Below are 23955 nucleotides of genomic sequence, written 5' to 3'. Positions count from 1 at the left end.
GTGACCTCCTAATTTTATAATTCATTTAAAAATATTCACAACATTATAATTATAGTATTGTAGGCACCGAAAAGTCAAGGTGAAACGCCGCTATATCCCCTTTTTTTGAAATTTAACCCGCGCCGTGCAAAGGCAGGAAATTCATCCGTATGTACGGACATTTTTATTGTTGGAAAACAACGGATTGTTTTCCGCAGGCATGTCTTGTATTCCTTTCTTTCCCATGTTATACTGAAGTCACAATTGAAAATGTGCAGAGTAGATTTTGCGCGTTAAGTGTATCAGGATGGGATGTCGCCTGATAACGAAAAGGCCTTTGGTCTTGCGGTGCAAAGTCGCGTCCGCTGCTCACAAAAGAAGATTCTTTGAGGCGGCTTTTGTTTTTGTATTCCGTCCGACAGCCTTTCTTTTGTAGAAGCGTCGCCATTTTTACGAAAGGGAGGTTATTTTTATGTCTAAAATCAATCCGAAAACCTTGCGCCTTGTGTACTGCGCAACCTTTATCGCCATTGCCGTGGTTGTCGGCAGCTTCCTGTCTTTTTACCTGACGGAAAGCATTAAATTCAACCTTGCACCCGTTGTCATTATGCTCACGGGCGCGGTGCTCGGCCCCATTTGGGGCGCGGCTGCGGGCGGTATTACCGACCTGCTTTCTTTCCTCATCGGGACGGCGGCAAAGCCTGGCCCTTATTTTCCGGGCTTTACGGTGACAATGGTCTTGTACGGCCTGGTGTCCGGGCTCATTTTCTACCGAAAAAAACATCCGTCCGAGGTGCCGTCAATCGCAAAAATTTCTCTTGGTACGGCACTTACGCAAACGGTCTGCTCGCTGCTGATCAATTCTTTCTGGAATTACCTGCTGTATGGGCCGACCTATCTCGTGGTGCTTACTACGCGCCTGCCCTCTACATACATTATGTGCGCGGTGTACATCGTCCTGATGTGCATTCTCCTAAAAAACAAGCAAAAGATGTTCAAGTCCTTGTATATGCCTGCCACGGCGCGGCTTTGATTCGGACGAACCGGCAGCCTGAAAAGCGGTACATCCGCCGCTTTTTCATTGGCTTAGAGCACAGCCGCGCTGTCTGCGTCCGCCGGTAAATTACCCTGCGGATAAAACGGAAAGCAATGCGCGGCGGGCGCAAAAATTACAAAATAACGTGAAGAGCCGGTTCTTTCGAACCGGCTCTTCAAAAAATAATAAAAGGGTGGGGATTGACATATCCTAGTCTCCTAAGATATGGTTTTATTTTATACTACATCCTGCCGGATTGCAAGCAGTATTTTGTTAACAATTTGTGAATCCTGTTATTTCATTTTACTTTGGCTTGCTCAAGTCTTTTCCGCACATAATTCGGCAATGCAAAACAGCCGCGGTGAAGTTCCGTATTATAGTAATCCGTATGGAGGCCGAGAGCATTCCAAGCATCCGCATCAAACGCAAGCGGATCGCGGGTCTCCGACGCAAATCCGAACAGCCAGTGGCCGGACGCATACGTGGGCATATGAAACTGATAGACCCGGCACACCGGGAATACGGCGGAAAGCTTTTTATGCGCACGCTCCATCTCAACCGCGTCGCCTTCATAGTAAGGGCTTTCGTGCTGGTTGACCATCACGCCGCCGGGCGCGAGCAGCCTTGCGCAGTCCTCGTAAAATGCCTGCGAAAAAAGTCCTTCCCCCACGCCGACCGGATCCGTAGAGTCCACGAGGATCAGGTCATATTTTTCCTGCGCATCCCGCACAAAAGCGATCCCGTCGCAAAAATGAAGGGACACGCGCGGATCCCCAAGCTTTGACGCGGTCTGCGGAAGATATTCCCGGCACAGGTCCACCACCATCCGGTCGATTTCCACCATATCAATATGGCGAATTCCCGGGTAGCGCACAAGCTCACGCACCGCGCCGCCGTCTCCCCCGCCGATGATGAGTATGTTTTTCGCTTCCGGATTTACCGCCATCGGCAGATGCACCAACATTTCATGGTAAATAAATTCATCCCGTTCGGTCAGCATAATAAAACCGTCAAGCGTAAAAAAACGTCCATATTCATAGGAATCATAAAAATCGATCTTTTGGAATTCGCTTTTCGTATCGATAAAGTGATCCTTTATTTTGATTCCGAATTTTGCGTTTTCCGTAAAGTGTTCATAGAACCAGTCATCTTTCGAAATTCCTGCCATAAAAAATCTCCTTCATCTCCCGTTCAAGGTTGCGTTCAATCCGTGCGCGCGTCTTCTCCTTGAGGTCTGCCGCATCCAGATTGAACAAATAATTATCAAGATCATATTCTTTTAAAACCATGCTCGTATGAAACACACGCTCTTCATACAAATTGACATCGTAGGTTTCATATTTTTCCAGAATATGCCCCGGGATATAATCTTGGATGGACATGATGTCATGATCCATGAATACCTTTCCTCCCGTTTCCGTGCGGGTAAAACCGCGTACGCGGTAATCCATGGTAATGATATCCGAATCAAAGCTTGTAATGAGCTTTTCGAGCGTTTTCAGCGGCGATATTTCCCCGCAGGTGGAAACGTCGATGTCTGCCCGAAAAGTACAAACCCCGTTCTGGGGATGGCTTTCCGGATAGGTGTGTACCGTCAGGTGGCTTTTATCGAGATGCCCCACAAGACTCGCGGGAACTTCTTCTTCCGCAATCAGCATCGTAACGGACGCGCCCTGCGGTTCGTAATCCTGCTCCGCGATGTTCAGGACTTGTGCGCCGATCCGGCGCGCCACATCCGTCAGAATCTCCGTCAGGCGGCGCGCGTTATAACATTCATCTATATATTCGATATAGCTTTGCCTGTCCTCTTTTGTATTGGCATAGCAAATATCGTACAAATTAAAGCTCAGCGTTTTCGTGAGATTGTTGAACCCATATAATTTCAGCTTTTGCAAACCATGCCTCCGCACACAGAACTGTTTTCTTTATGATTTCATTATATATCAACGCCCGTAAAATGAAAACCATTTATCACATTTTAGAAATCACACTTTTGTCATCCTTCCTTCGTGCATCCCTTCCCCAAGTATATATTTGTCTCCTCCGGTAATCTATCATAAGTAATAAGCTGAATTTATTTTGCAGACTTAAGGAATACCTGATAGGCCAAGGTTGGTCTGCGATACAAAAACGCCAGCAAAGGAGGAAAACATGAAATTTCAACTTGCAACCGATTACGCAATACGCATCCTGTGTTATCTGCACGAAAACAATAACAGGCTGTCCACAGCGACTCATTTGTCGGAAAAGCTGGGAATTACATATTTGTATTTCATGAAGCTGACCTGCGTGTTGAAGCAAGCAGGACTGATCCAGTCTGTCCAGGGCTGCAACGGCGGCTACCAGCTCGCCAAAAACGCGGAGAACGCGACGCTTTACGACGTAGTGAAGGTAATCGAAGGCGATATCAAAATCAACCGCTGCCTTGAGGAAGACCGTTTTTGCAGCAGGGATGCGGCGGAATGGTGCACCGTGCACACTTTTTTCCAGGAACTTCAGGACGGTTTTATAGCGCGGCTTGACAGCGTCCACATCCGCGACCTATGCCCAAAAACAGAAAAGCGAAAGTCTGCCGCGTGGGAGTACGCTGCCCTCGAAGTTTAGCGGCAGACATGAAAAGAACAGAAGGAGTATTGTACATATGAAAAATATACGGCGACTAACCACGGCTCTGCTCGTGATTATTTTCTTATTCGCTATCACCGCAACGGCTATGGCGGACGGAACGTCCGGCCATGTTGATTTACCGATTGCGGAGTTATCGAACACAGGCCATACGGAAACAGATACGAATGAAACGGAAGAAGGCTTAGAGCCTGCCGGGACAGAGACTCCCGAAGCGGCAGAAGAAGCCGAAACGGCAGAAGAAGCCGAAACGGCAGAAACGGCCGGAACGGAAGGGGAACCCGAACCGGACGATAGCCCTTCGCCATCTCCTTTCGTTCCGGAAGACACTGCGGCAGAGGAGGTTGCAGCAGAGGAAGCTGCAGCAGAGATTTCGCCCATGTCGCTTATTCCGGGCGCAGACATTACGGCAACGACCTGGGAGAACTTGAAAGATTCCGTGGAGCAGGCTGAGGTTGACGGAAAGGTGATCAGCCTTGACCCTGCCCTTGCGGGAGCCATGCCCGCTACGGCTGAATGGACGATCAGTCATAATAACGGCGTTGTGATTGACGGCGGCGGCCTTACCTTGAATGCCCCGTCCGGCGGAGCGCACTTCCGTATCACAAATACAGGCACGGGAACCGTTACTCTGAAAAACATAACGCTGGACGGCACAGGCGGCGCGGGCAGCATCGTCCTTTCGGGCGGCGGCACATGGCTCGATACCGTGACGATTCGTACTGTTTCCGGCACAGCGGTTGCCGCAACCGGTACAGACACCCTGACGCTCGCAAACGTCAATGTCGCGGATGCGGCTGCAGGAGTTGCGGCAAGCGCAGGTACGCTCACCGTCTCCGGTTCCTCTTTCCATACAATCTCGGACACAGCCATTACAGCATCCGGGACAGCCACGCTCCATACCATGACAGTAGAAGGCGCGAAAAACGGCGTATCCGGCGGAAGCGGCCTCCTTTCCATCAGCGGTTCGGAACTTAGGACGATTGCCGCCACCGCCATTACGCTTGGCAGCGGCGGCGCAGAAGTCACAGATACCACCATTGACGGTGTGACGAACGGCTCAGGCATCACGGCCGGCGCGAATACGCTCAGGCTCACAGGTTCTACGGTCACGAATGTTACGGGGACAGGCATCTCCGGAAACAGCGGCAATATTACCGTGGACGACTGTACATTTTCGGAAATCAACGGTCACGGCATCAGCGAGGGAAAAGATGTTCTCGTCAAAAACACGTTGTTTGAAAATGTGCGCAACCAGCGCGGCGGCCATGGCAGCGCGGTCTATGCCGGCACGAACCTCACGGTAGAAGATTCGAGTTTTGTAAACAGCGCTTCCACACTGGACGGCGGCTATATCCAGGGAGCAATCGTCGGATATGGCGGCAGCGCGAAAACGATCAATGTGACGCGTTCCTATTTCAAAGAAAACAAGGCCTCACGCTATGGCGGTGCAATCGGCCTTTACCAGTACGGCGGCACCGTGAATGTCAGCTACAGTTATTTTGAAGGAAACGGCGTGTCCGGCAAGGGCGCCAACAGCGACGGCGGCGCGATCGGCGTCTACAACAACAGCAGCAGTGTGCTTTGCACGGTGAACGTGGACAATAACACATTTATCGGCAACACTGCTGGCGACGACGGCAGCGCGCTCTTTTTCGAAGGGCGGAACGACATGGTGGTGGCGAACATAAACCACAATACGTTCTATGGCAATAAGGCCACCAAATATTTGTTAGCTGCCGCAGACAGCGGCGGCGTGGTGCAGCTTTCCCTCGATGTGACCGGCAACTTTACCAATAACACGTTCATCGGCAACACTGCCCCCAATTACGCAAGCAAACACGGGGCCGGAGCGGCGGTGGGCGAACACATTGATTCCGCGAATGCGGCGGTGCGGCCCACGGCGGCCTTCAAAAACAATATTTTTGTAGGCAATGGCGGAAACGGCGGCAATAACTACGCATCCCGCAACATCGATATCACGGATGGCACCGACCTTGGCGGCAACGTTGGTTACGACAACGGTACGGCTGTTGCAGCAGATGTTACAGCAGAGAGCGTATTCGGCACTTCCCCGCAGCCGCGCGCAAACAACACGCATCACGCCGCGGTGGGAAAAGCGGGCAGCAGCTATACCTCTGCCCTTGCAACCGTCGTCATCCAGCCGAACGATGGAGTCACGGGCCAAGCGGATAACACAGCGGGTGCGCCCGCCTACGGCACGGATGCAAGGGGATTTACGCGTGACAGCTCCAATTCGGACGCAGGCGCGCTGGAGATCAAGTTCGTGAAGTTCGACGCCAATGGAGGCGCATGGAGCGGGCTTCCCAGCCTTACTTACGACGGTTCCAAATATTACGCGGACGATACAGCTTCCACGGGTTATTTCCTCGTGACGGATCCCGGCGGCAGTATCGGCGTGCTCACCAGCGACCTCCCTGCTAACGGCACGCTTGTCTTTGACGGATGGTACACACAGGCGGATGGCGGGGCAAAGGTGACAGGCAATGTAACCGCAACCGATCAAACGCTGTACGCACATTGGAAAGCTGCTGCCGCAGAATACACTGTGACATACGCCGGCAATGGAGCGGACGCCGGCACGGTTCCCGGTACGGACACCGTAGAGGAAGGAGTGCTTTACCAAGTGAACGCGGCCCCGCCCACGCGCACAGGCTTTACGTTTGGCGGCTGGAAAGCGGACGACTCTCTAGGTACGGTCTACCAGCCCGATGCAACGTTCACAATGCCTTCAAACAATGTGATCCTTACCGCTGAATGGACGCCCATCCCGGCCGTGCAGTATACCCTGACCTATTATGGGAATGGCAGTGACAGCGGTGCGGCTCCCACGCCCGAAACAGTCGCGGATGGGACAGACGTTACCGTCTCCGGACAGGATGCCCTCAGGCGTAACGGCTACACATTCACCGGCTGGAACACAAAGGCAAACGGCTCTGGGACAGCCTACACAGTTGGGCAAATCTTCGCGCTCAATGCAGACCTTGACCTGTATGCGCAATGGGAAGAAAACGAACAGCCCATTGAGCTGTATACGCTGGATTTCGATTCGCAGGGCGGAACAAATGTGGATCCAATCACGAATATCGTTTCGGGCAGTAAGGTACAGGCCCCGGCAGCGCCGGTGCGGGAACACCATACTTTTGATGGTTGGCACCGTACCGTAGGCTGCGCGTGCACAAGCGACGATCCCTGCTGGGATTTTGACCGCGATACTGTTACAGGCAACAAAACATTGTACGCCCGGTGGATTCCCGCGGCACAAACGCTGTATACGGTGACATTTGACGCACAGGGCGGTACAAAGGTCGCTCCGGTCACAGAGATCGCATCCGGCGCGCTGGTTGCAGAGCCAGCCGCACCTACGCGGGACGGATATGTGTTCCGCGGTTGGTATCAGGAAAGTGAATGCTCTAACCCCTGGATATTTACGGAACATACGGTAAACGGCGACCTGACGCTGTATGCAAAATGGGAAGCAGCGCCTAACGGCGGCGCAGAAACCGGAACGGATGCCACAAGCGGCGGTTCTTCGGCGGGAAGCACCGCAAAAACCGGCGACACTTCGACTCCACTGGTGGTGTTGATCCTTGTCGCGGCGGCGGCAGCCGCGGTAATCTTCCGTGCGGTCTCCACCATGAGGAGGCGCAATAGTTAAAGTTAATCAGACCGTTCCTGTTTCTTCCCGGAAACAAGACAGAACCCCTGTCGTAGTGCAGTATTCTACGGCAGGGGTTTTCTGTATTTTTTTGTACTGTCCCTCACCGTATAGGCAAGAAATTTTTTGTTCCGCGCTTGGTTTCCATCCCATTCGCGCGCTTCATGTGGCAACAAAAAAAAACGGATGTGCAATTGAAATGCACATCCGTTTTTTGTTTGTTAAATCACTCCTCGGTTCCCGCCGAGGGCTCCGAACCGTTTTTCGCAGCTTCTGCCGCCGTAGGCGCATGCCCAAAGCGGTACTCTATGTCCTTACCGCGAATCTCGGCGATCTGCATCATCTGTGTTACCGTTACAAATTTATACCCTTCTTCTTTCAGTGCCGGGATGATGCGTTCGTATGCGTCGATCGTCGTGGCATGGATATCATGCGAAAGAATGATCCCGCCGTCACGCACATAGCCGCCGTTATCCGTTCCATTTACAACGTGGTCGTATACGGTATCCGCATCCCGGTATTTCCAGTCTTCCGGGTCTACCGACCACAGGATTTGCTCGCGGCCGATCTGCTCCGCCATGTCCTCTGACATAGAACCATACGGCGGACGGTCAATCAACGCCCGCAGGCCTGTCGCCGCTTCGATGGCATCGTTGGCTTTCCCATACTGGTTCGTCATGATCTCATCCAGCGAAAGCGTCATCAGGTCTTTATGGTTCCAGCTATGCGTGCCGATTTCGTGCCCTTCATCATACACGCGCTTCACAATATCCGGATACTCTTCTGCATTTGTCCCGACCATAAAAAAGGTTGCGACCGCATCGTTCTCTTTTAAAATATCGAGCAACTTTGGCGTGTTTTCCGGATGCGGGCCATCATCGAAGGTAAGCGCCACCACCTTGTCGTTTAACGGATCAATCCCGTCAAGGCTTTTAGGAGGCATGTATCCATCCTTCGCCTGCAACTGCGCCAGGCTGGTCGTCACCTCTGGCGTCGGTTCGGGCGTGGGCTCCGGCGTTGCCGTCGGTTCTGCCGTCGCTTCAGCGGACGGCTCCTCTGTTGGAGTCGTTGTGATTACCGTAGGCACAGCAGAGGCTTCCGCTGCGCTTCCCGCGCCGCTGCACCCTGCCGTAAAGACGGCGGCCATCAGTGCCGCAAGTACAATAGAGACCAGTTTTACTCTTTTGTTCATTCGTTATTCCTTTCAGCGGTCTTGGGGGAACCGCCGTTTCAATTATAATACATATACCATGATATTGTAAACATCCCTTATCGGCGTATATCAATAAAGCGCCCGGCGCGCGGCTCTTCCGTCATTCTTCCCCGTCAGCTTCCTTTGCAGTCTGCGCGCTCTTGAACAAATAGTCGAGCGACCCATTCCTAATTTCCGCAATTTGCATCATTTGCGAGACTGTAACGAATTTATAGCCCTTTTCCTTGAGCTCCGGAATAATACGCGCATACGCATCCACTGTGGACTGGTAAATTTCATGGGACAGGACCACAGCGCCGTCTTGTACCACGCCGCCGTTCCAGCCGTTCATGACGTGCTCATAAATCGTATCCGTATCTTTATACTTCCAGTCCTCCGGGTCTGTTGACCAAAGGATCTGTTCACGTCCAATCTCCTCCGCCTGTTCTTCCGTCAGATTCCCGCCCGGCGGACGGTCAAAGAGCGTACGCAGGCCGGTTGCCGCCTCGATTGCATCGTTGGCCTTCGTATATTGCTCAAGCTGCTCTGCGGCGGACAGGCTCTTCCACTCCGACGCTTCTGGATGGGTATAGCTGTGCGTACCAATTTCATGCCCTTCTTCATATTCCCGTTTTACAACGTCCGGATAGTCTTCCACAAGATTTCCTATCACAAAAAAAGTTGCGGCTACGTCATTTTCCTTTAAAATATCCAGAAGTTCCGGCGTTTTGACCGGGTTTGGCCCATCATCAAAGGTAAGCGCGACCACTTTATCGTTCAGAGGGTCGATGCCTTCGAGGCTTCCCGGCTGCATATAACCCTCCTTTGCCTGGAGCTGCGGAATATCCGTACCGCTTTCCGGCGTAGGGCTGGGCGCCGGTTCCTGCGTTGCCGTTGGTTCGGCTTTTTCAGTTTCACCGGTTGCAGCGGCAGTTGATCCGCCCGTAATTACCGTCGGCTGTGCAGCAGTCCCCGCACTGCCAACGCCGCATCCCGCCAGAAGCGCGGCGCAAAACAATATTGTCAAAATGATACAAAGCATTTTCTTCATGATGCCCTATCCTTTCAGCGGTCCCGAAATACCGTTCTCTAGATTATAATGTACTTGTATCAAAGTTGCAAACACAGCGGTTATTTGCATGCGCAAAAAAGCAGCCGCAAAACCTGCGGCTGCTTTTTACGCCGTCTTTATTTTAATCTTCGTTTTTGCTTGCAGACGCCGCTGCCGGCGCGCTGAAAAATTTATATTTCTCCATATCCTGTCCGCGCGCCTCTGCAATCTGCATCAGCTGTGTAACGGTCACGAACGTATACCCCTCGTCTTTGAGCCTCGGGATAATCCGCGCGAACGCTTCCACGGTTGTTGCATGGATATCATGCGATAATATAATTCCGCCGTCCTGCACATATCCGCCGCTGTCCGTCCCGTCGACGACGCGGTCATAAACCTCGTCTGCATCCCGGTATTTCCAGTCCTCCGGGTCTACCGACCATATAATCTGTTCCCGGCCAATCTGGGCGGCCATTTCTTCCGTCATCGCGCCGTAGGGCGGCCTGTCGATCAGTGTACGCAGCCCGGTCGCAGCCTGAATTGCATCATTGGCTTTCGTATACTGGTCTAAACGCTCACCCATCGAGAGATTGGGCCATGAATCCCTGTGGTCCCAACTGTGCGTCCCGATTTCATGCCCTTCGTCGTAGGCGCGTTTTACAATATCCGGATATTTTTCCGCATTTTGGCCTAGCATAAAAAAGGTTGCGACGACGCCGTTTTCCTTGAGAATATCCAGGAGTTTCGGCGTCAGGGTCTCGTGCGGGCCATCGTCAAAAGTAATGGCAATCACCTTATCATTCATCGGATCGATTCCTTCAATGCTTTTGGCGGTCATAAATCCGTCGCGCGTCCTGATCTGCTGGATATCCGTTTCGGCGGGGCCGGCAGGGACGGCGCCCTGCGCGGCCTGCACCGCGCTTGCCTGTTCCGCCCCAAGGACCGCTTCCTTATTTTCCTCGTTCAGCACGCCTGCAAGCTTTGCAAGGGGAATTCCCACTTCAAAACTTCCTGCTTCGGCAGGCGCAATGGTTCCCCTGTTAAAGAAAAACAACACCTTATCCGGCGCGAGCGCAAAATCCGCATATTTTTCTTCCGAAGGAGCCGCCCCCTTGGCGATCTGGTCCTCATTCACAGTTTTGCGCAGGACCTCGTTGTTTTGCAGATAAGCCTGCGCCTCCTGCGCAATAGGGGTTAAATAATCCTGCGCAGCATCAAACACATCCGTAAGTCCGAGCTTTTTATTCGCCGCGGTATCATACACAAAAGCATCTATTTCTTCCGCTGTTTCCTGACCCGCCAGCTTTGATTCCGTCGTAAACTTTATGCTGAGCAGGCCGCCTTCCGTCCGGTATGGCTTATATGTCACCATAAGGCTGCTCGTCTCATTTTTATGTTCCGCGGATGCCGCCTCTGCGGCCGTGCGGAAGTCCGCAAGTTTCCCCTCCGCGAATGTTTTCATCTCTGCGGAAATATCAGGCGCGCCTGTAACTACGGGATAATCCACAGATATCAAAACATCACCTTCCGTCTCAAGGATGCGCTCGCTCGTCACTCCCTCCACGGAATCGAGCTGCCTGCTTACCGCCGCCGCTTCAAACCGATTCCTGTAAGCGTCCGGATTCTCCGCGCCCGCTTGTTCCTCTTTTGCGCATCCCATAGCGGTTAAAAGCATAAATACCGCCGCCATAAGAACTGCGATCCATTTTTGTTTCATGATCGTGTTACCCCTCCAGAACGCATTCCGCCCGATTTTTGCTTATTATATCATAAAGCGCCCCTTCCCCACAATCCATCCTAATATTGGCGTGCAACCCATACCGCGTTTGTAATCCATCCCTTAATATGATACGATACTAAATACGGGCAGGCGGGTGTATTATGGATTACTCAAAAAAGAGCCTTTGGGCTTTTTTACCAAACAAGAAAAGCGAAACAAAACCGGTGGATGTATTCTATGTATATCCCACCGTTTATGCGCACCCCTTTCAAAAAAAACATCACCATATGAGTATGAAAAACCCGATTTACCTGTGGATCGCTAAAGGGATGTCTGCCTGGCAGGGCCAGCTTTTTGCGCGCCATTGCAATTTTTATGCGCCGCATTACCGCCAGCTTGGTACGGAAAGCTTTAAAATGCCTTTGCCCGAAGTCATGCGCGCGGAACGGATGCCCTATGAAGACGTGCGCGACGCGTTTCACTATTACCTTGAGCATTACAACAACGGACGGCCGTTCATCCTCGCAGGCCACAGCCAGGGAAGCGCCATGCTTCTCCAGCTCATGCGCCGGGAATTTTCCGACCCGTTCCTTCGCAAAAAGCTCGTTGCGGCATACCTGATTGGTTTTTCGCTTACACGGCGTGATTTCAAGCGATATCCGCATCTTCGGCTCGCCAATACAGCACACGATACAGGGGTGATTATTTCTTACAACACAACCGCAAACGGGCTTCCCCTGATGCGCTTCATTCGCCCGGACTCACTGTGCGTCAACCCGCTGAACTGGCGGCATGACAGCGTTTATGCGGATAAATCCCAAAACGATGGCGCAGTACTATTCCAATTTGGGAAAAAATTCAAATACGAAGTCCCCCATTATACGGGCGCGTATGTAGACGAAGAGCGCGGCGTCTTAATGATCGACGACGACGCGGCTTACGAGCTTTACAAGGCGCGGTGGTTTTTTAAAAAATTCCTGATGAACCGCGGGTCTCTGCACATGCTCGATATCGCGCTTTTCTATAAAAACCTGGAACGGAATGTGGGCGAGCGGATCGCCGCATATTTATCACAGCCGTACGAATGACGGCGGGCCGGACCGTTCCACATAACCGGGCAGTAAAAAACCACGGAGGTTCAATCCGTGGTTTTCCATTTTTCCGGCTTTGTGACGATGCCCGCAAACAGCTCCGCTTCGCCGTTTTCGTCCCGCGATACCCGTCCCCGGCAATGGATCCATACCCATCTTCCATCCTTATTGCGCGCACGGTATTCCATATCATGTATATCCGTAACTCCCGCGCGCAATTCTTCCATCGAACGTGCAAACGCAAGGCGGTCGTCTTCGTGGATCAGCATAGTCCATACGGAATCCCCGCCATATACAATCTCCCCCGGAAGGGCAAATTCCTTTACCATGTCCGGAGGGAAACGGAACATATCCGTTTTCATGTTGCAAATATAGATATAATCATCCGTGCTGGCCGCGAGCGCTTCATACAGATGTTCTTTATCATAGGAAAACTCCCCCGGCACTCCTGCTTCCGCCCGTTCGCGGCTTATCCTGCCGTTGTGGTACATCCGCTTCTGTTTATACATCCGCTCGTCCACTTCCGTTATGATTTTCGTTATATCCCCCGTATCCTGTGGGCCAATCCCGAGTACGCCATAGCAAAAACTGATCTCATACGGTGTCCTTTCCCGTTCCCTGACCCTCGCCAGTTCCTCCTGCGCATGCTGCATCACTTTGTCGGCCACCTTTTCGCCGCACCCGTAAAACACGACCATAAATTCATCTCCGCTCATACGGAAAGCAAATTGCCCCTCTTCAAGGGAACCAGCAACCACTCTTGCAATCGTCGTAAGCAGCTTGTCGCCCTCTATATGGCCATAGGTATCGTTTACTCTCTTTAAGAGATTCACATCATACAGGCATACCGAAACCGATACGTTCTCTTTTTTCGCCTGTGCAAGCGCTGCCGAAAGCCGCTCCTTGCCTGCGCGCCTGCTCATTAACCCCGTGAGCTCGTCAAAATTTGCTTCGCGCGACATTTTTTTCGCGTTCGTAATATCCACAGACTGCTGGAAATGCACCGTTCGCCCGTCGAGCCAGCGCATTGTGCTGTCATAATTTTCATAATGCTTATGTGTCACCGTATTATATTCTTCCCACACATAGGAAGAATCCGGCTGCAGTTTGTCTACCGGGCAAAAATCACACCGCTGTGATTTTCCCTCCTGCAGAACCTGCCAGCATATTTTTCCGATGGGTTCCTTGACGCCAAACTCCTTACGCATTGTTTTATTCATAAAAAGAACCTCGTCTGTGTCGAGATCCGTTACATAAATATTCGCCCGCATATTGTCCATAAGTTCGTTAAACACCCATGTCTGCTCCAACTGGTTCTGGCAATACGTTCGGTTGGCAAGGGCAATTTGGGAGGTTTGCGCAAGCATCGCCAATAATTCTTTTTCCTCTTCGGTCCATTCCTGTTCTTTCTCCGCCGCAATCGCGCCCTGAATCCGGCCGGAATAAAAAACGGGGACAGCCGCAAACAAGGACGCGTCCTCTTCCGCACGACAGCTTAGTTCCATGATCCTGCCCAGCGTTTTATCGTCAATTTCCTCGTTTGCCTGAAGGCAATCCTTCCATTCGCTGAAGTCTAATTCATAAAAATACCGGGCTGCTTCTTCCGGCATAATTTTTCCGTCACGCCATACCGCGGCTTCCCTCACCCGGTAATTTTCCGAAAGGCTAATGAGCCCAACGCCGCATACCGGTAAAAAGCGCTGTACAAAGGCCGCAAAACTTTGAATAATCTCCGCAAGCGGGCCCTGTCCGATCACGAAAGGTGCAAGCGCTTCAAGCGCTTCATTCAGGATGGTTAAATATTCTATTTTTCTGCAGTTATCCCTCATTAAAAAATACCTTTCTGAATATGTATATATTAAAGATATTGAATTTATGATACGTCTTCACTATATGAAAAACAATCCAATTCCTTATTTTAACAAAATCTGTCCTGCCCGCTGAAATGCCCGGTTTCTGTCATTATTTACGCGTGCTTTTCCGTTATTTTAATTGTAATTATTTTTTAATTACATTATTGTACATTATAATGCTTTCTCAAATAAATTACAATATTAATTACAGGAGAGGCAACGGTATGGAAAAATTCAGGGTCAATACAAACGACGGCAAAATTTCGTCCATTAACCGGACGATCCGTTTGAAACCGGAATATTTTGAGAAAATTATGGAACTGAGCGAGAAAACCGGCGTTTCCTTCAATAAAATTGTGAATCAGTGTATTGAGTATGCTTTGAACAATATGGAAGAAAAGTAATTTACCGATACAAAAAAGACGCCGCCCAAAGGCAGCGTCTTTTTTGATTCAAATTCTTACTGCAAGATGCCATACTGTACGATAACCGCCGCAAAAACGACCGCCACCATGGACATCAGCTTAATCAGGATATTCAGGGACGGGCCGGACGTATCCTTGAAAGGATCGCCTACCGTATCGCCGACAACAGCGGCCTTGTGGGCTTCGCTGCCTTTTCCGCCATGTGCGCCGCCCTCGATGTATTTCTTCGCGTTATCCCACGCGCCGCCTGAATTGGACATCATGACCGCAAGCACAAAGCCCGTAGCCGTTGCGCCGCCGAGCATACCGACTACGCCGTTTGCGCCAAGGATAAGGCCCACAATGATTGGAGCAACGAACCCAAGGATCGCCGGGGCGAGCATCAGGTGCAATGCGCCCTTCGTGCAGATATCTACGCACGACTCATAATCGGGCTCGCCTTCGCCCGTCATAATTCCCTTGATTTCCCGGAACTGCCGCCGTACTTCGACAACGATCTTCATTGCCGCCTTCCCGACCGCGCTCATCGTCATGGACGAGAACAAGAACGGGAGCATCGCACCAATCAGCAGGCCCATCAGAACCGTCGGATCGAGCAGCGAGAGCGCCGACATTTCGATCTGGCACTGATCCGCAAACGCCGCGATCAGCGCAAGCGCGGTAAGCGCCGCACTGCCGATGGCAAAACCTTTGCCTGTTGCAGCCGTCGTATTTCCGAGGGAATCGAGCGCATCCGTACGTTCGCGCACGACCGGATCCTGCCCGCTCATTTCCGCAAGGCCGCCCGCATTATCCGCAACCGGACCGTAAGCATCCGTTGCAAGCGTGATACCGAGCGTGGAAAGCATGCCTACCGCGGAGATTGCAACGCCGTACAGACCAACTTCGAAGCTGCCGCTTCCCAGCGTTCCGCCTGAGGCAAAGTAGCTGATGAGCACGCTCGCAACCACTACGATGACCGGAATCGCCGTCGATTTCATGCCAAGCGCGATACCGCTGATAATCGTGGTTGCCGGCCCCGTTACTGTAGACTCTGCAAGGTCTTTGGTGGGCTTGAAGTGGTCGGACGTGACATATTCCGTATAGTAGCCGATGATGATGCCGGCAACAAGACCGGAAAGAATGGCTACATACACGCCGATGTGGTCCGGTCCGAGGATGCCCGTTACCAGGAAATAGCCGGCTACGGCAACGATCGCCGCTGCAATATACACGCCCTTATGGAGCGCGGAAAGCAGGTTTTTCTGTGAAGCGTTCTCCTTCGTTTTTACGAAAAAGCTGCCGATTACGCTGGCAACGATGCCCAGCGCCGCGAGTACCATCGGAAGCGCCAGCCCACCGCCGCCGAGGCCCGCCGCTACCGCGAGGGCGCCCGCCGAAATAATAGAGCCGACGTAGGATTCATAAAGGTCCGCGCCCATACCCGCGACGTCGCCGACGTTGTCGCCGACATTATCCGCGATGGTCGCCGGATTGCGCGGGTCATCTTCCGGGATGCCCGCCTCCACCTTGCCAACGAGGTCTGCGCCTACGTCAGCCGCTTTGGTGAAGATACCGCCGCCCACACGCGCAAACAGTGCCATGCACGAAGCGCCCATGCCGAACATCAGCATGTTGCTCGCAATCTGCGCCGTATCGCCCGCAAAATACGCGTTCAGTATAAAATACCAGATTGTAAGGTACAGAAGGCCGAGGCCTACGACCGTCATTCCCATGACCGCGCCCGACGAGAACGAAACGCGCAAAGCCGAATTGAGGCTCTTTGTCGCGCCCGTAACCGTACGGGAGTTCGCCGCCGTGGCGATCTTCATGCCGATGAAACCCGCGAGCGCGGAAAACACGCCGCCCACGATAAATGCGATCGGTACAAAGAACGTCATGAAGCCCGTTGCGGCCAGGATTGCCAAAACGATGGTGACAATCACGAAAAAAATTGCAACCGTCTTATACTGGCGCTTCAGGTAGGCGTTTGCGCCCCGCCTGATGGCACTGGCAATTTTCTTGATCTTTTCGCTGCCTTCGCTTTTTTTCAGCACACCGGATGCGGTGACTGCCGCGAACACAAGTGCAATAACAGCGCCGATCAAGGCCCAAAACATAATGTCCATTGGTACTTCCTCCTATGATTGCATTGTATTTTTAAAGACTTCTATAAAGAATCGGCAATCTGCACCGGGGCGCAGCACCGTAAAAAAAAATTGAAAAATTTGGCCAGTTTCATTATAATACTTTCTTTGTTTATTTGAAAGTGAAATGAGCAATTTATTCCCGTTTTTTTTGAGCAATTTTGGTGAAATTTTCAATTTTTCTGAACATAGGGAAAAAAACAGCAAATTTTCCCGGTATTGCGCTGCTTGACATGCTTCTTTCTTTCAAATATAATAATCGTACTAATACAATTAATACAGATTGGAAAGGCATTGGTAAAATGATGGTAACACTCGACCCTGCGTCGAAAAAACCAATTTATGAACAAATTGTTCAGGGAATCAAGACTTTGGTGATGACAGGAAAATTGCTCGCACACGAGCAGGTTCCTTCCGTTCGCAAGGCCGCGAAAGAGCTCGGTATCAACCCAAACACCGTCCAAAAATCTTATGCGATCCTTGAACGGGAGGGGATTCTCTATTCCGTAACGGGAAAGGGCGATTTTGTGGCGGACAATGCCGCGCACATCAAGGAAATGAAAAAGCAGGAAATCCGCGAGATGTTTATTCGCGTCACACGGGAGGCGCGGGATTCCGGATTATGGATCGACGAAATTTTTACAATCGTGGACGATGCTTATTCCGGCGGTTAGCTGTTTTTTGATGATATTTTTTTGTATTTTATGTGAAGACTGCCGGAAGGCGGTCTTTTTTGATTTTTGCATCTGTTTTGAAGCGCGGATTCCAATCCCCGGTTTTAAAAGACTTGACTATACGGGGGCTGGTCAGCGATAATGGAGAAAAACAAGTTGGAAATCGGAGGAACCCGTATGGCAAACCTATCGGAAGTCCAGAAACTCCTTGCGGAATATTCTACATGCGAAGTAAGCGAGATCACGCCGGAAAAGCGTTTGATAGGCGATCTGGAACTTGATTCTTTTTCCCTGCTCGATGCCGTGGCGGCCTGTGAGAGCCGGTTTCATCTTTCCATTCCTGACAGCGATTTAAAACTCCTGGACACTGTTCAGGATGTGCTGGACTATATAAATGCAAATATAAAACAAGGGGACGGCTGACGGCTTTACCCAAGGCCGCTTACCGTCGCGTTTGAAAGGGCTGATGCCTGTACGGTCAGGCTCCAGCCCTTTTTATATGCCCTTTATTTTTTCTTTCTCGAGAGGTTCCAGATGGAAAGCGCGTAAAATATGGCTGCCGTTATGGCCATCACGGCAATGCAGGCCGCAAGCGTCGTCATTTCCCCTCCGAATTCAAATTTTACTCCAAGCGCCGTATCGAATTCCCGCAGCGCGCTTTCGGGAGCGCCGGCAAAGGATACTGAGGCAGGCTGCTCCGTCATTACCGTACGGAAAAAGGATGCGGAATAAGAGACCGGAAACGCCCTGATGATGCCCTGCACCGCTTCGGGAAGGCTTCCGATGGGAATATAAACGCCTGTAAGAAAGCCGATCAGCGTACCGATGACTGTGCTTGCCGTACCGAACGCATTCTGGCTTTTGAAGAACGAGACGATAAAAAGCACGATGGAGCTTGACGACAGGACCGAAAGGAAGATTCCGCCGATCACTTTGAGCATATTTTCCATGGAGAGTACCTCGCCGCCGGACGCAACAATAAAAATCTCACCGGCGACCAGCGCAAGCAGGCTCATGATAACGCCTACAACAAATGCACAGAAGATATAGCCGCCCGCGAGGCTGCCCCGTCCGATGGGAGACACCGTAAAATCCTTCATGATCTTTTTCGCGCGGTCTTCTACCATAATACCGAACGCGCCCAGCGTGGATGTCATGGAAATCACGGCGAGAATCCCCGCGATAATCCAGCTGTTCATCAGGAAATCAATCCCCTTCACGCCCTCCATCCCTCCGGTGATCGTATCCCCGAGGAATACCGCATATAGCGCGATGATGATGAACACAGCGAGCAGGGAGAAAAATACCGCGCTCCTGTCCCTGAAAAATACTTTTAAATTGCGTTTTGTCATGGCCCACATAATCAGTTCCTCACTTTCGCGCCTGTAATATTCAGGAAGACGTCATCCATCGTTCCCCGCCGCACTTCGAGACCGGCAATCTCTTCCCTGCATTTGTCTATAATACCGATTGCATCCGCCGTATGCCGCAATTGAATGATAAAATCGCCTCCCGACTTTTGAAACGCAATTTCTTCCTTGCCCAGCAGCGCCGAGAGTTTTTCGTCCTTTTTGGGCGTAATCCTGAGCATATCCCGGGTATAATTTTCCTTGAGCTCCGCAGGCGTTCCTTTGGCGAGAATACTGCCGTGGTCCATAATGGTGATATAGTCTGCCTGCGCCGCCTCTTCCATATAATGCGTAGTGAGGAAAATCGTCATGCCGCGTTCCTTTTGCAGCATATGAACCGTATTCCAGATTTTGCGGCGGGTTTGCGGGTCGAGGCCCGTTGTCGGTTCATCCAGGAATAAAATCTGCGGCGTATTGACAAGTGCGCGCGCGATATCCGCCCGGCGCCGCTGTCCACCGGAGAGCTTGCCGTACGGACGGTTCCAAAAGCCCGTCACATCCGCTGCAAATGCAGCGGATGCAACAGCATCCCGAAGCGCATCTTTTTCCATTCCGTAAAGGCTTCCGCGCAACAGCAAATTTTCGCGTACGGTAAGCAGCGCATCGAGGACGCTGTCTTGGAAAACGATGCCGATCTCCGCCCGGATGGCTCCGTCTTCCCGTCCGAGTTCATACCCGTCCACCAGAACCCGCCCCGCATCCGGCTTAATCTGCGTCGAAATCATATCGACCGTGGTTGATTTTCCTGCGCCGTTCGGCCCCAGAAAGGCAAACAACGTTCCTTTTTCTACATAAAAATCAATCCCATTCACAGCCTGGACTTTTCCATAGGATTTTTTCAGGCCTTCTACCGTAATAATTTTTGTCATGCTTTTCCCGTCCTTTCGGTTTTTACAGGATTTACGTTACCAATAAAAAAAGACCGCTTCAAGCGGTTTTGGGCAAAGTGCATTTTTTCCATGGTGAAATGCAAAGACAGGCCAGAATGGAAACACGGCGAAAGCGAACGTCCCGCCTGCCGCGATGGCCTCGATTGTCCGCTGCCCAGTCAAAAACAGCCCCGCGGCTTTTGCCGCGAAGCTGTTTTGATTCGTTTTCCCTGCTGTTATTTATTTTTCGCAGTTCCCCGGTTCCGTACCGTGACCGCGATCCCCGCAGCAACAGCCGCTCCCGCGATGACGACCAGCAGGATATACGGCGTCATGTCCGCCGTGTCGCCCGTCTTCGGCGTATCGGAGGAGTCGGTGCCCTCATCTTTCGCCGTGTCTTCCGTTCCGGTTCCCGCTCCGCTCATGCTTCCCTTTTCGATCAGCGCATATTTGCTGAAGTGGTCTGTCTGGAAGTAAGAGACGCCGTCCTGCACCGTCACCCCGTGCTCCACCGTCGTCTTGTCCTCATTGATGCGGTGTACCGCCAGCTTCGACGTGTCGTACCCATCCGGCGTCGGGATCCCGATCAGCACGTCGCCCGCGGGCTGGATCGGCTCGCCTACCGCGTTCACCAGCGTGATATCATACAGCACGAACCGCCCCGCCTTGTCTTTCAGCGCTTCCTTTGCGGCCGCATGCGCCTGCTCCGTCTCCGCCACCGGCTTCACGAGCAGATAAGAACCCTCCGGCACCTTTGTCGTGTCCGTGTTCAGCGTCACGCCCGTCGCCGCGTCGGTGTAGGTGACTGTTTTCACTTGCTGTTTCGTCACCGTGACGATACATTCGGCCGTATCACCAGCCGAATTTTCTGCAGTGATGACCGCCTGTCCGGCCGTCTTGGCCGTAACGAGGCCATTTTGGTCAACGCCTGCGACTGTGTCGCTGGAGGAGCTCCATTTTACAGTCTTGTCCGTAGCATTCTCCGGTGTTACCGCTGCAGTAAGCTGTATTGTTTTTCCGATCTCCGCCGTTGCCGTCGTTTGGTTCAGTACGATGCCGTCCGCCTCAACAATCAGCTTCGTCAAGCCTTTATCCGCATAATATGTGTTATAGAATACGTTCGGGCAGACTGCGCTTCCGTCCTTATAGACCGCAATGATCGTGTCGAAATCCGGTTCCTCTGAATTCCAGTAGTTCCCGCACAGGTCTACTGCATTTTCACCAACGCCTGTGATCTTCGCGAAATCGGGGTCTGTCGCTGTTGCCGGGTCATAATCCGGCTTTTGCATACTGTTGCCTGTGATGACAAACTTTTTTCCCGTATCGTCTCCGGAGCCGTTCCCCTGCGTGTCGATGCGAATAGCGCGTCCGCCGGAAGCATCGTTATCCGCATCCCAGTTGATGATCGTATTTCCGGTAATTTCTACTTTTCCCGCATGCCTGTCATATCCGCTGTTTTTCTGGAACAGGATCGCGTTGTGATTCGTGTTTTCGATATAGTTCCCCGTCACAAGAGCGTCATAAGGGTTACGCAGATTGATCCCCATGCCCGATGCGTGCGTCACACCCACGATGCGGTTGTTTTTCACAATAACAGAACCTTTCATGCCATCGCATTCCTGATCGAGCACTGCGATCGCATTTGCATCGGTAATATCGGTAAATTTATTGTTCTCGATCACAACGTCCTTTTCGTCCGCTATGGTGAGGCCTTTTCCTTGGAACGTAATGCCCTTTACCGTAATGCTGTAATTACGGGTATGACTGTCGTCATAGCCAAGATACATGCCGCCCGTCAGGACTGTTTCCTCGCTTAACCACGCGCTGCTGTTCGGGTCATTTTCCGCATTCGCGCCCAACAGGGTAATGGATTTCTCTTTTACATGCTGCGAGTCTCCTGCCTGCGGCTTTACCGGCTCCGTATATGTTCCGGCCTGAATGCGCAGCGTTGCGCCATCCTCCGCTGCAGCGATCGCCTCGCTGATACTTCCTCCCGCGACTACGTCATAGGTCGTGCCGCCGATCGTCGCCGTGTCTTGTCCGCGCTTGATGATCGGATAGGTACCGCCCTCGCTCATCGGTTTACATTCCACGCTTGTCGCCGCATCGAGGATCACAGCCGTTTCAGGGGCGTCGGCCGCCGTCGTATATACTTTTTCATACGTTGCATTGTGGCTCAGGGTAACAGGCCCATAATAACCCGGCTGTCCCGTCTCGCCGTCCGGCGTGCCATATATCAGGCTGTCGGCGCGCAGCGTCGAATTCTCCACCATGATGGTGCTGCCGTATGCGCGGATGTCGAGCGCCGCCGTATGCAGGCCTTCTCCTATCACTTCTGAATCCCGTATCGTCAGTTCCACTCCGTGATAACTCTCCTGCAGGACGATCGCCCCGTAATATCCGCCGGACGCGCCCTCCGTTGCAACAATCTTCGCGCCGGATATCTCGATCTTCGTACCGCTGTCCTCAGTTCCATTCGGCAGGCTTCCCGCCGACGTCATGACCGCGCCCCAGCCGGTGATGCTTCCGCCGTTTACGGTCAATGTCTGGTTTTCATTCCGCAGGCCAACGCCGTAATGTGCCGCACCTGTCACATCTGTATGATTGAGCGTCAGCGAAGAGCCCTCGCTTTCCAGACGGAACGCCGTATCATTGTCATAAACCGTGCAATCCGTAAATGTCACGTCTGCTGCCGCCTGCGCCGCAGGGAAAGTGATGAGCGCCGTTCCATAGGCGGTAGCCGTGTTGTTCTCCGCCCTCAAGTCTTTCAACTCGGCCGTACAGCCATAGACCGTGATCTTTCCTTTTAAAACCGTAGTATCTTTTCCCTGCCCTGCGATCGTCAGGTTTTTGCTGATCGTCAGATTCTCCGTCACCGCTTCCTGTGCGATGATCTCGACCGTACTGTTTGGCTGCGCGTCGTTGATTGCTTCCTGTACGGTCGCATACTTTTGATCTCCGACCTGCGCCGCATATTCTCCGACCGTAAATGTGCCGTCAGGATTGACGACCACGCACATATCCTCCGGGATATAATCAGACGGGTCCGCTTCATGCTTTCCTCCGGTGACTGTCAGGACCGCCTTTTTATCGTCCACCGTACCCATCGTTCTCAATAGGCTGCTTCCCGTCGTGGTCCCGCCGGCCACCGTGATGCTTCCGGCTTTTCCATTGCTGCCATGCGCTACAAAAGGTGCCGTCTCTGCATTTACAACAGCAGACGAACCCTCCGGGAACGTTATGCTGCCCGCCTCGGTACCGGACGAATTTACCTTCGCTATCACGCCGTATTCTCCGTTCAGCGTGCCGCCGTTGATCACGGTATCTCCATACGAGATGACCGCCCCCGCGCTGCCGCCGTTGAACGTACCGCCGTTGATGACCGTCGTCACGCCTGCCGCCGTGCTGACCGCTGCATTATAGGACGCGCTGCCCGCGCCGTTGCAGGTAAATGTTCCGCCCTCAATCGTCAGGTTATATCCGGCGTTGTTGACCGCCGCCAAATATTGTCCGCCATCATAAATGACCGAACCATTTCCTGTGATCGTCAGGTTGCCCAAGTTTGCAATGACGATGCTCGTTCCCGTGACCGTTTTTCCGTTCAGGTCAAGTATCATGCGCGCCTGCCCGGCACCGAGGGAGAATTCGCCGAAATTGATATTTTGGCTTTTTCCCATTTCAATATTCTTGAGCAGAGTGACCGTATAGGTTCCATCGCCATTATCCGCAATGCTTGCTGCTCCCTCGCCCCATGCCGCCGCGAGTTCTTCATTTGTGGTTCCGGGCTTAAAGGTAAATGTTTTGGCGTCCGTCACCGTATCTCCGCCCGCCGCCAACGGCGCCATAGCCATCCTCGGCGCAGGCTTTACAGACGCAGCCGTTTCTTCCGGCTCCGCGCCTGCGCTTTCCTCCGGCTTCGGTTCTTCGCTCGCCGCCGATTCTGCGCTTTCCTCCGGCCCCATGCTTTCAGCAGGCTCCTGCGTTTCCTCCGCGGGTTCTGCCGGCTCTGTGCTCACAGCCGCGGATGGCTCCGCTGTGTCCGTTTCCTCCGCCAGTGCCACGCCGCCAAACAGCGTCAGCACCATTGCGATGCACACAATGGCAGATAAAATTCTCTTTCTCCTTTTCATTTCCCTTTCTCCTTGGTTCATGGTTCGTATTTAAAAAGATAAATTGTTTTGCTCTTCTTCCAGTATTAAAATGACATAAAAAGCTTCCCTTCACAT

The 23955-nt window shown here is 52.3% G+C and carries 17 protein-coding genes and 1 riboswitch; of the genes, 7 read left to right on the top strand and 10 right to left on the bottom strand.

Features of this window, described 5'->3' with window-relative positions; all coding sequences use genetic code 11:
* The first annotated feature begins 252 nt into the window (after window positions 1-252).
* Window positions 253-349: riboswitch (THF riboswitch) on the top strand.
* Between the two features lie 102 nt (window positions 350-451).
* Window positions 452-1012 (top strand): folate family ECF transporter S component, encoded by a 561-nt coding sequence (locus tag H8S18_RS10125; RefSeq protein WP_186858190.1) that lies wholly within the window; start codon window positions 452-454, stop codon window positions 1010-1012.
* A 301-nt stretch (window positions 1013-1313) separates the two neighbouring features.
* Here H8S18_RS10125 and speE read toward each other — a convergent pair whose 3' ends face one another.
* Window positions 1314-2183: a polyamine aminopropyltransferase gene (gene speE, locus H8S18_RS10120; RefSeq protein ID WP_186858189.1), complete on the bottom strand. Its 870-nt coding sequence runs from the start codon at window positions 2181-2183 to the stop codon at window positions 1314-1316.
* A complete protein-coding gene (gene speD / locus H8S18_RS10115) occupies window positions 2161-2925 on the bottom strand; it encodes an adenosylmethionine decarboxylase (RefSeq protein ID WP_186858188.1) in 765 nt (254 codons plus the stop codon). The genes speE and speD overlap by 23 nt, the downstream gene beginning before the upstream one ends.
* A gap of 241 nt (window positions 2926-3166) precedes the next feature.
* Here speD and H8S18_RS10110 point away from each other — a divergent pair, with 241 nt between their 5' ends.
* Both H8S18_RS10110 and H8S18_RS10105 read left to right on the top strand, forming a co-directional pair.
* On the top strand, window positions 3167-3619 hold the full coding sequence (locus H8S18_RS10110) for an RrF2 family transcriptional regulator (protein ID WP_186858187.1): 453 nt from the start codon (window positions 3167-3169) through the stop codon (window positions 3617-3619).
* Window positions 3620-3656: 37 nt separating this feature from the next.
* The gene (locus tag H8S18_RS10105) at window positions 3657-7319 is read left to right on the top strand and encodes an InlB B-repeat-containing protein (protein ID WP_186858186.1); all 3663 of its coding nucleotides are present in this window, start codon (window positions 3657-3659) and stop codon (window positions 7317-7319) included.
* 226 nt (window positions 7320-7545) lie between these two features.
* Here the strand turns inward: H8S18_RS10105 and H8S18_RS10100 are convergent, their stop codons facing one another.
* From H8S18_RS10100 to H8S18_RS10090, 3 genes are all read right to left on the bottom strand, one after another.
* Window positions 7546-8511 (bottom strand): polysaccharide deacetylase family protein, encoded by a 966-nt coding sequence (locus H8S18_RS10100; protein WP_186858185.1) that lies wholly within the window; start codon window positions 8509-8511, stop codon window positions 7546-7548.
* Window positions 8512-8632: 121 nt separating this feature from the next.
* The gene (locus H8S18_RS10095) at window positions 8633-9562 is read right to left on the bottom strand and encodes a polysaccharide deacetylase family protein (protein ID WP_186858184.1); all 930 of its coding nucleotides are present in this window, start codon (window positions 9560-9562) and stop codon (window positions 8633-8635) included.
* A gap of 142 nt (window positions 9563-9704) precedes the next feature.
* Window positions 9705-11279: a polysaccharide deacetylase family protein gene (locus tag H8S18_RS10090; protein WP_186858183.1), complete on the bottom strand. Its 1575-nt coding sequence runs from the start codon at window positions 11277-11279 to the stop codon at window positions 9705-9707.
* Between the two features lie 164 nt (window positions 11280-11443).
* Between H8S18_RS10090 and H8S18_RS10085 the strand changes: the two genes are divergently transcribed.
* Window positions 11444-12370: a DUF3089 domain-containing protein gene (locus tag H8S18_RS10085; protein ID WP_186858182.1), complete on the top strand. Its 927-nt coding sequence runs from the start codon at window positions 11444-11446 to the stop codon at window positions 12368-12370.
* Window positions 12371-12420: 50 nt separating this feature from the next.
* Here H8S18_RS10085 and H8S18_RS10080 read toward each other — a convergent pair whose 3' ends face one another.
* Window positions 12421-14202, bottom strand: a complete 1782-nt coding sequence (locus H8S18_RS10080; protein WP_186858181.1) for a sensor domain-containing diguanylate cyclase — start codon at window positions 14200-14202, stop codon at window positions 12421-12423.
* A gap of 248 nt (window positions 14203-14450) precedes the next feature.
* On the opposite strand from H8S18_RS10080, the gene H8S18_RS10075 reads away from it, so the two are divergent.
* Window positions 14451-14630 carry a ribbon-helix-helix domain-containing protein gene (locus tag H8S18_RS10075; protein WP_186858180.1) on the top strand — a complete coding sequence of 60 codons (180 nt, stop codon included), beginning with the start codon at window positions 14451-14453 and terminating at the stop codon, window positions 14628-14630.
* 56 nt (window positions 14631-14686) lie between these two features.
* Here the strand turns inward: H8S18_RS10075 and H8S18_RS10070 are convergent, their stop codons facing one another.
* Window positions 14687-16759 carry a sodium-translocating pyrophosphatase gene (locus H8S18_RS10070; protein ID WP_186858179.1) on the bottom strand — a complete coding sequence of 691 codons (2073 nt, stop codon included), beginning with the start codon at window positions 16757-16759 and terminating at the stop codon, window positions 14687-14689.
* Between the two features lie 320 nt (window positions 16760-17079).
* On the opposite strand from H8S18_RS10070, the gene H8S18_RS10065 reads away from it, so the two are divergent.
* Together H8S18_RS10065 and H8S18_RS10060 are read left to right on the top strand one after the other, a co-directional pair.
* Window positions 17080-17451 carry a GntR family transcriptional regulator gene (locus H8S18_RS10065; RefSeq protein ID WP_207721738.1) on the top strand — a complete coding sequence of 124 codons (372 nt, stop codon included), beginning with the start codon at window positions 17080-17082 and terminating at the stop codon, window positions 17449-17451.
* Between the two features lie 177 nt (window positions 17452-17628).
* Entirely contained in the window at window positions 17629-17874 is a 246-nt protein-coding gene (locus tag H8S18_RS10060; RefSeq protein WP_186858178.1) for an acyl carrier protein, read from the top strand.
* Window positions 17875-17957: 83 nt separating this feature from the next.
* Here H8S18_RS10060 and H8S18_RS10055 read toward each other — a convergent pair whose 3' ends face one another.
* The 3 genes from H8S18_RS10055 to H8S18_RS10045 all read right to left on the bottom strand — a co-directional run bounded on the left by H8S18_RS10055 (window position 17958) and on the right by H8S18_RS10045 (window position 23859).
* Window positions 17958-18812 (bottom strand): ABC transporter permease, encoded by an 855-nt coding sequence (locus H8S18_RS10055; RefSeq protein WP_186858177.1) that lies wholly within the window; start codon window positions 18810-18812, stop codon window positions 17958-17960.
* A 2-nt stretch (window positions 18813-18814) separates the two neighbouring features.
* Window positions 18815-19729, bottom strand: a complete 915-nt coding sequence (locus tag H8S18_RS10050; RefSeq protein WP_186858176.1) for an ABC transporter ATP-binding protein — start codon at window positions 19727-19729, stop codon at window positions 18815-18817.
* Between the two features lie 236 nt (window positions 19730-19965).
* Window positions 19966-23859, bottom strand: a complete 3894-nt coding sequence (locus H8S18_RS10045) for an Ig-like domain-containing protein (protein WP_186858175.1) — start codon at window positions 23857-23859, stop codon at window positions 19966-19968.
* Window positions 23860-23955: the final 96 nt, after the last annotated feature.

Source organism: Christensenella tenuis (assembly GCF_014287795.1).
GTDB classification, from domain to species: domain Bacteria; phylum Bacillota; class Clostridia; order Christensenellales; family Christensenellaceae; genus Christensenella; species Christensenella tenuis.
This window is presented reverse-complemented; position numbering and strand designations above follow the sequence as displayed.

What these genes read in the sequence shown, in the direction of transcription:
- H8S18_RS10125 (WP_186858190.1), top strand. Translation starts at nt 452, where the DNA reads ATGTCTAAAATCAATCCGAAAACCTTGCGCCTTGTGTACTGCGCAACC.
- speE (WP_186858189.1), bottom strand. Translation starts at nt 2,183, where the DNA reads ATGGCAGGAATTTCGAAAGATGACTGGTTCTATGAACACTTTACGGAA.
- H8S18_RS10110 (WP_186858187.1), top strand. Translation starts at nt 3,167, where the DNA reads ATGAAATTTCAACTTGCAACCGATTACGCAATACGCATCCTGTGTTAT.
- H8S18_RS10105 (WP_186858186.1), top strand. Translation starts at nt 3,657, where the DNA reads ATGAAAAATATACGGCGACTAACCACGGCTCTGCTCGTGATTATTTTC.
- H8S18_RS10100 (WP_186858185.1), bottom strand. Translation starts at nt 8,511, where the DNA reads ATGAACAAAAGAGTAAAACTGGTCTCTATTGTACTTGCGGCACTGATG.
- H8S18_RS10095 (WP_186858184.1), bottom strand. Translation starts at nt 9,562, where the DNA reads ATGAAGAAAATGCTTTGTATCATTTTGACAATATTGTTTTGCGCCGCG.
- H8S18_RS10090 (WP_186858183.1), bottom strand. Translation starts at nt 11,279, where the DNA reads ATGAAACAAAAATGGATCGCAGTTCTTATGGCGGCGGTATTTATGCTT.
- H8S18_RS10085 (WP_186858182.1), top strand. Translation starts at nt 11,444, where the DNA reads ATGGATTACTCAAAAAAGAGCCTTTGGGCTTTTTTACCAAACAAGAAA.
- H8S18_RS10080 (WP_186858181.1), bottom strand. Translation starts at nt 14,202, where the DNA reads ATGAGGGATAACTGCAGAAAAATAGAATATTTAACCATCCTGAATGAA.
- H8S18_RS10075 (WP_186858180.1), top strand. Translation starts at nt 14,451, where the DNA reads ATGGAAAAATTCAGGGTCAATACAAACGACGGCAAAATTTCGTCCATT.
- H8S18_RS10070 (WP_186858179.1), bottom strand. Translation starts at nt 16,759, where the DNA reads ATGGACATTATGTTTTGGGCCTTGATCGGCGCTGTTATTGCACTTGTG.
- H8S18_RS10065 (WP_207721738.1), top strand. Translation starts at nt 17,080, where the DNA reads ATGATGGTAACACTCGACCCTGCGTCGAAAAAACCAATTTATGAACAA.
- H8S18_RS10060 (WP_186858178.1), top strand. Translation starts at nt 17,629, where the DNA reads ATGGCAAACCTATCGGAAGTCCAGAAACTCCTTGCGGAATATTCTACA.
- H8S18_RS10055 (WP_186858177.1), bottom strand. Translation starts at nt 18,812, where the DNA reads ATGTGGGCCATGACAAAACGCAATTTAAAAGTATTTTTCAGGGACAGG.
- H8S18_RS10050 (WP_186858176.1), bottom strand. Translation starts at nt 19,729, where the DNA reads ATGACAAAAATTATTACGGTAGAAGGCCTGAAAAAATCCTATGGAAAA.
- H8S18_RS10045 (WP_186858175.1), bottom strand. Translation starts at nt 23,859, where the DNA reads ATGAAAAGGAGAAAGAGAATTTTATCTGCCATTGTGTGCATCGCAATG.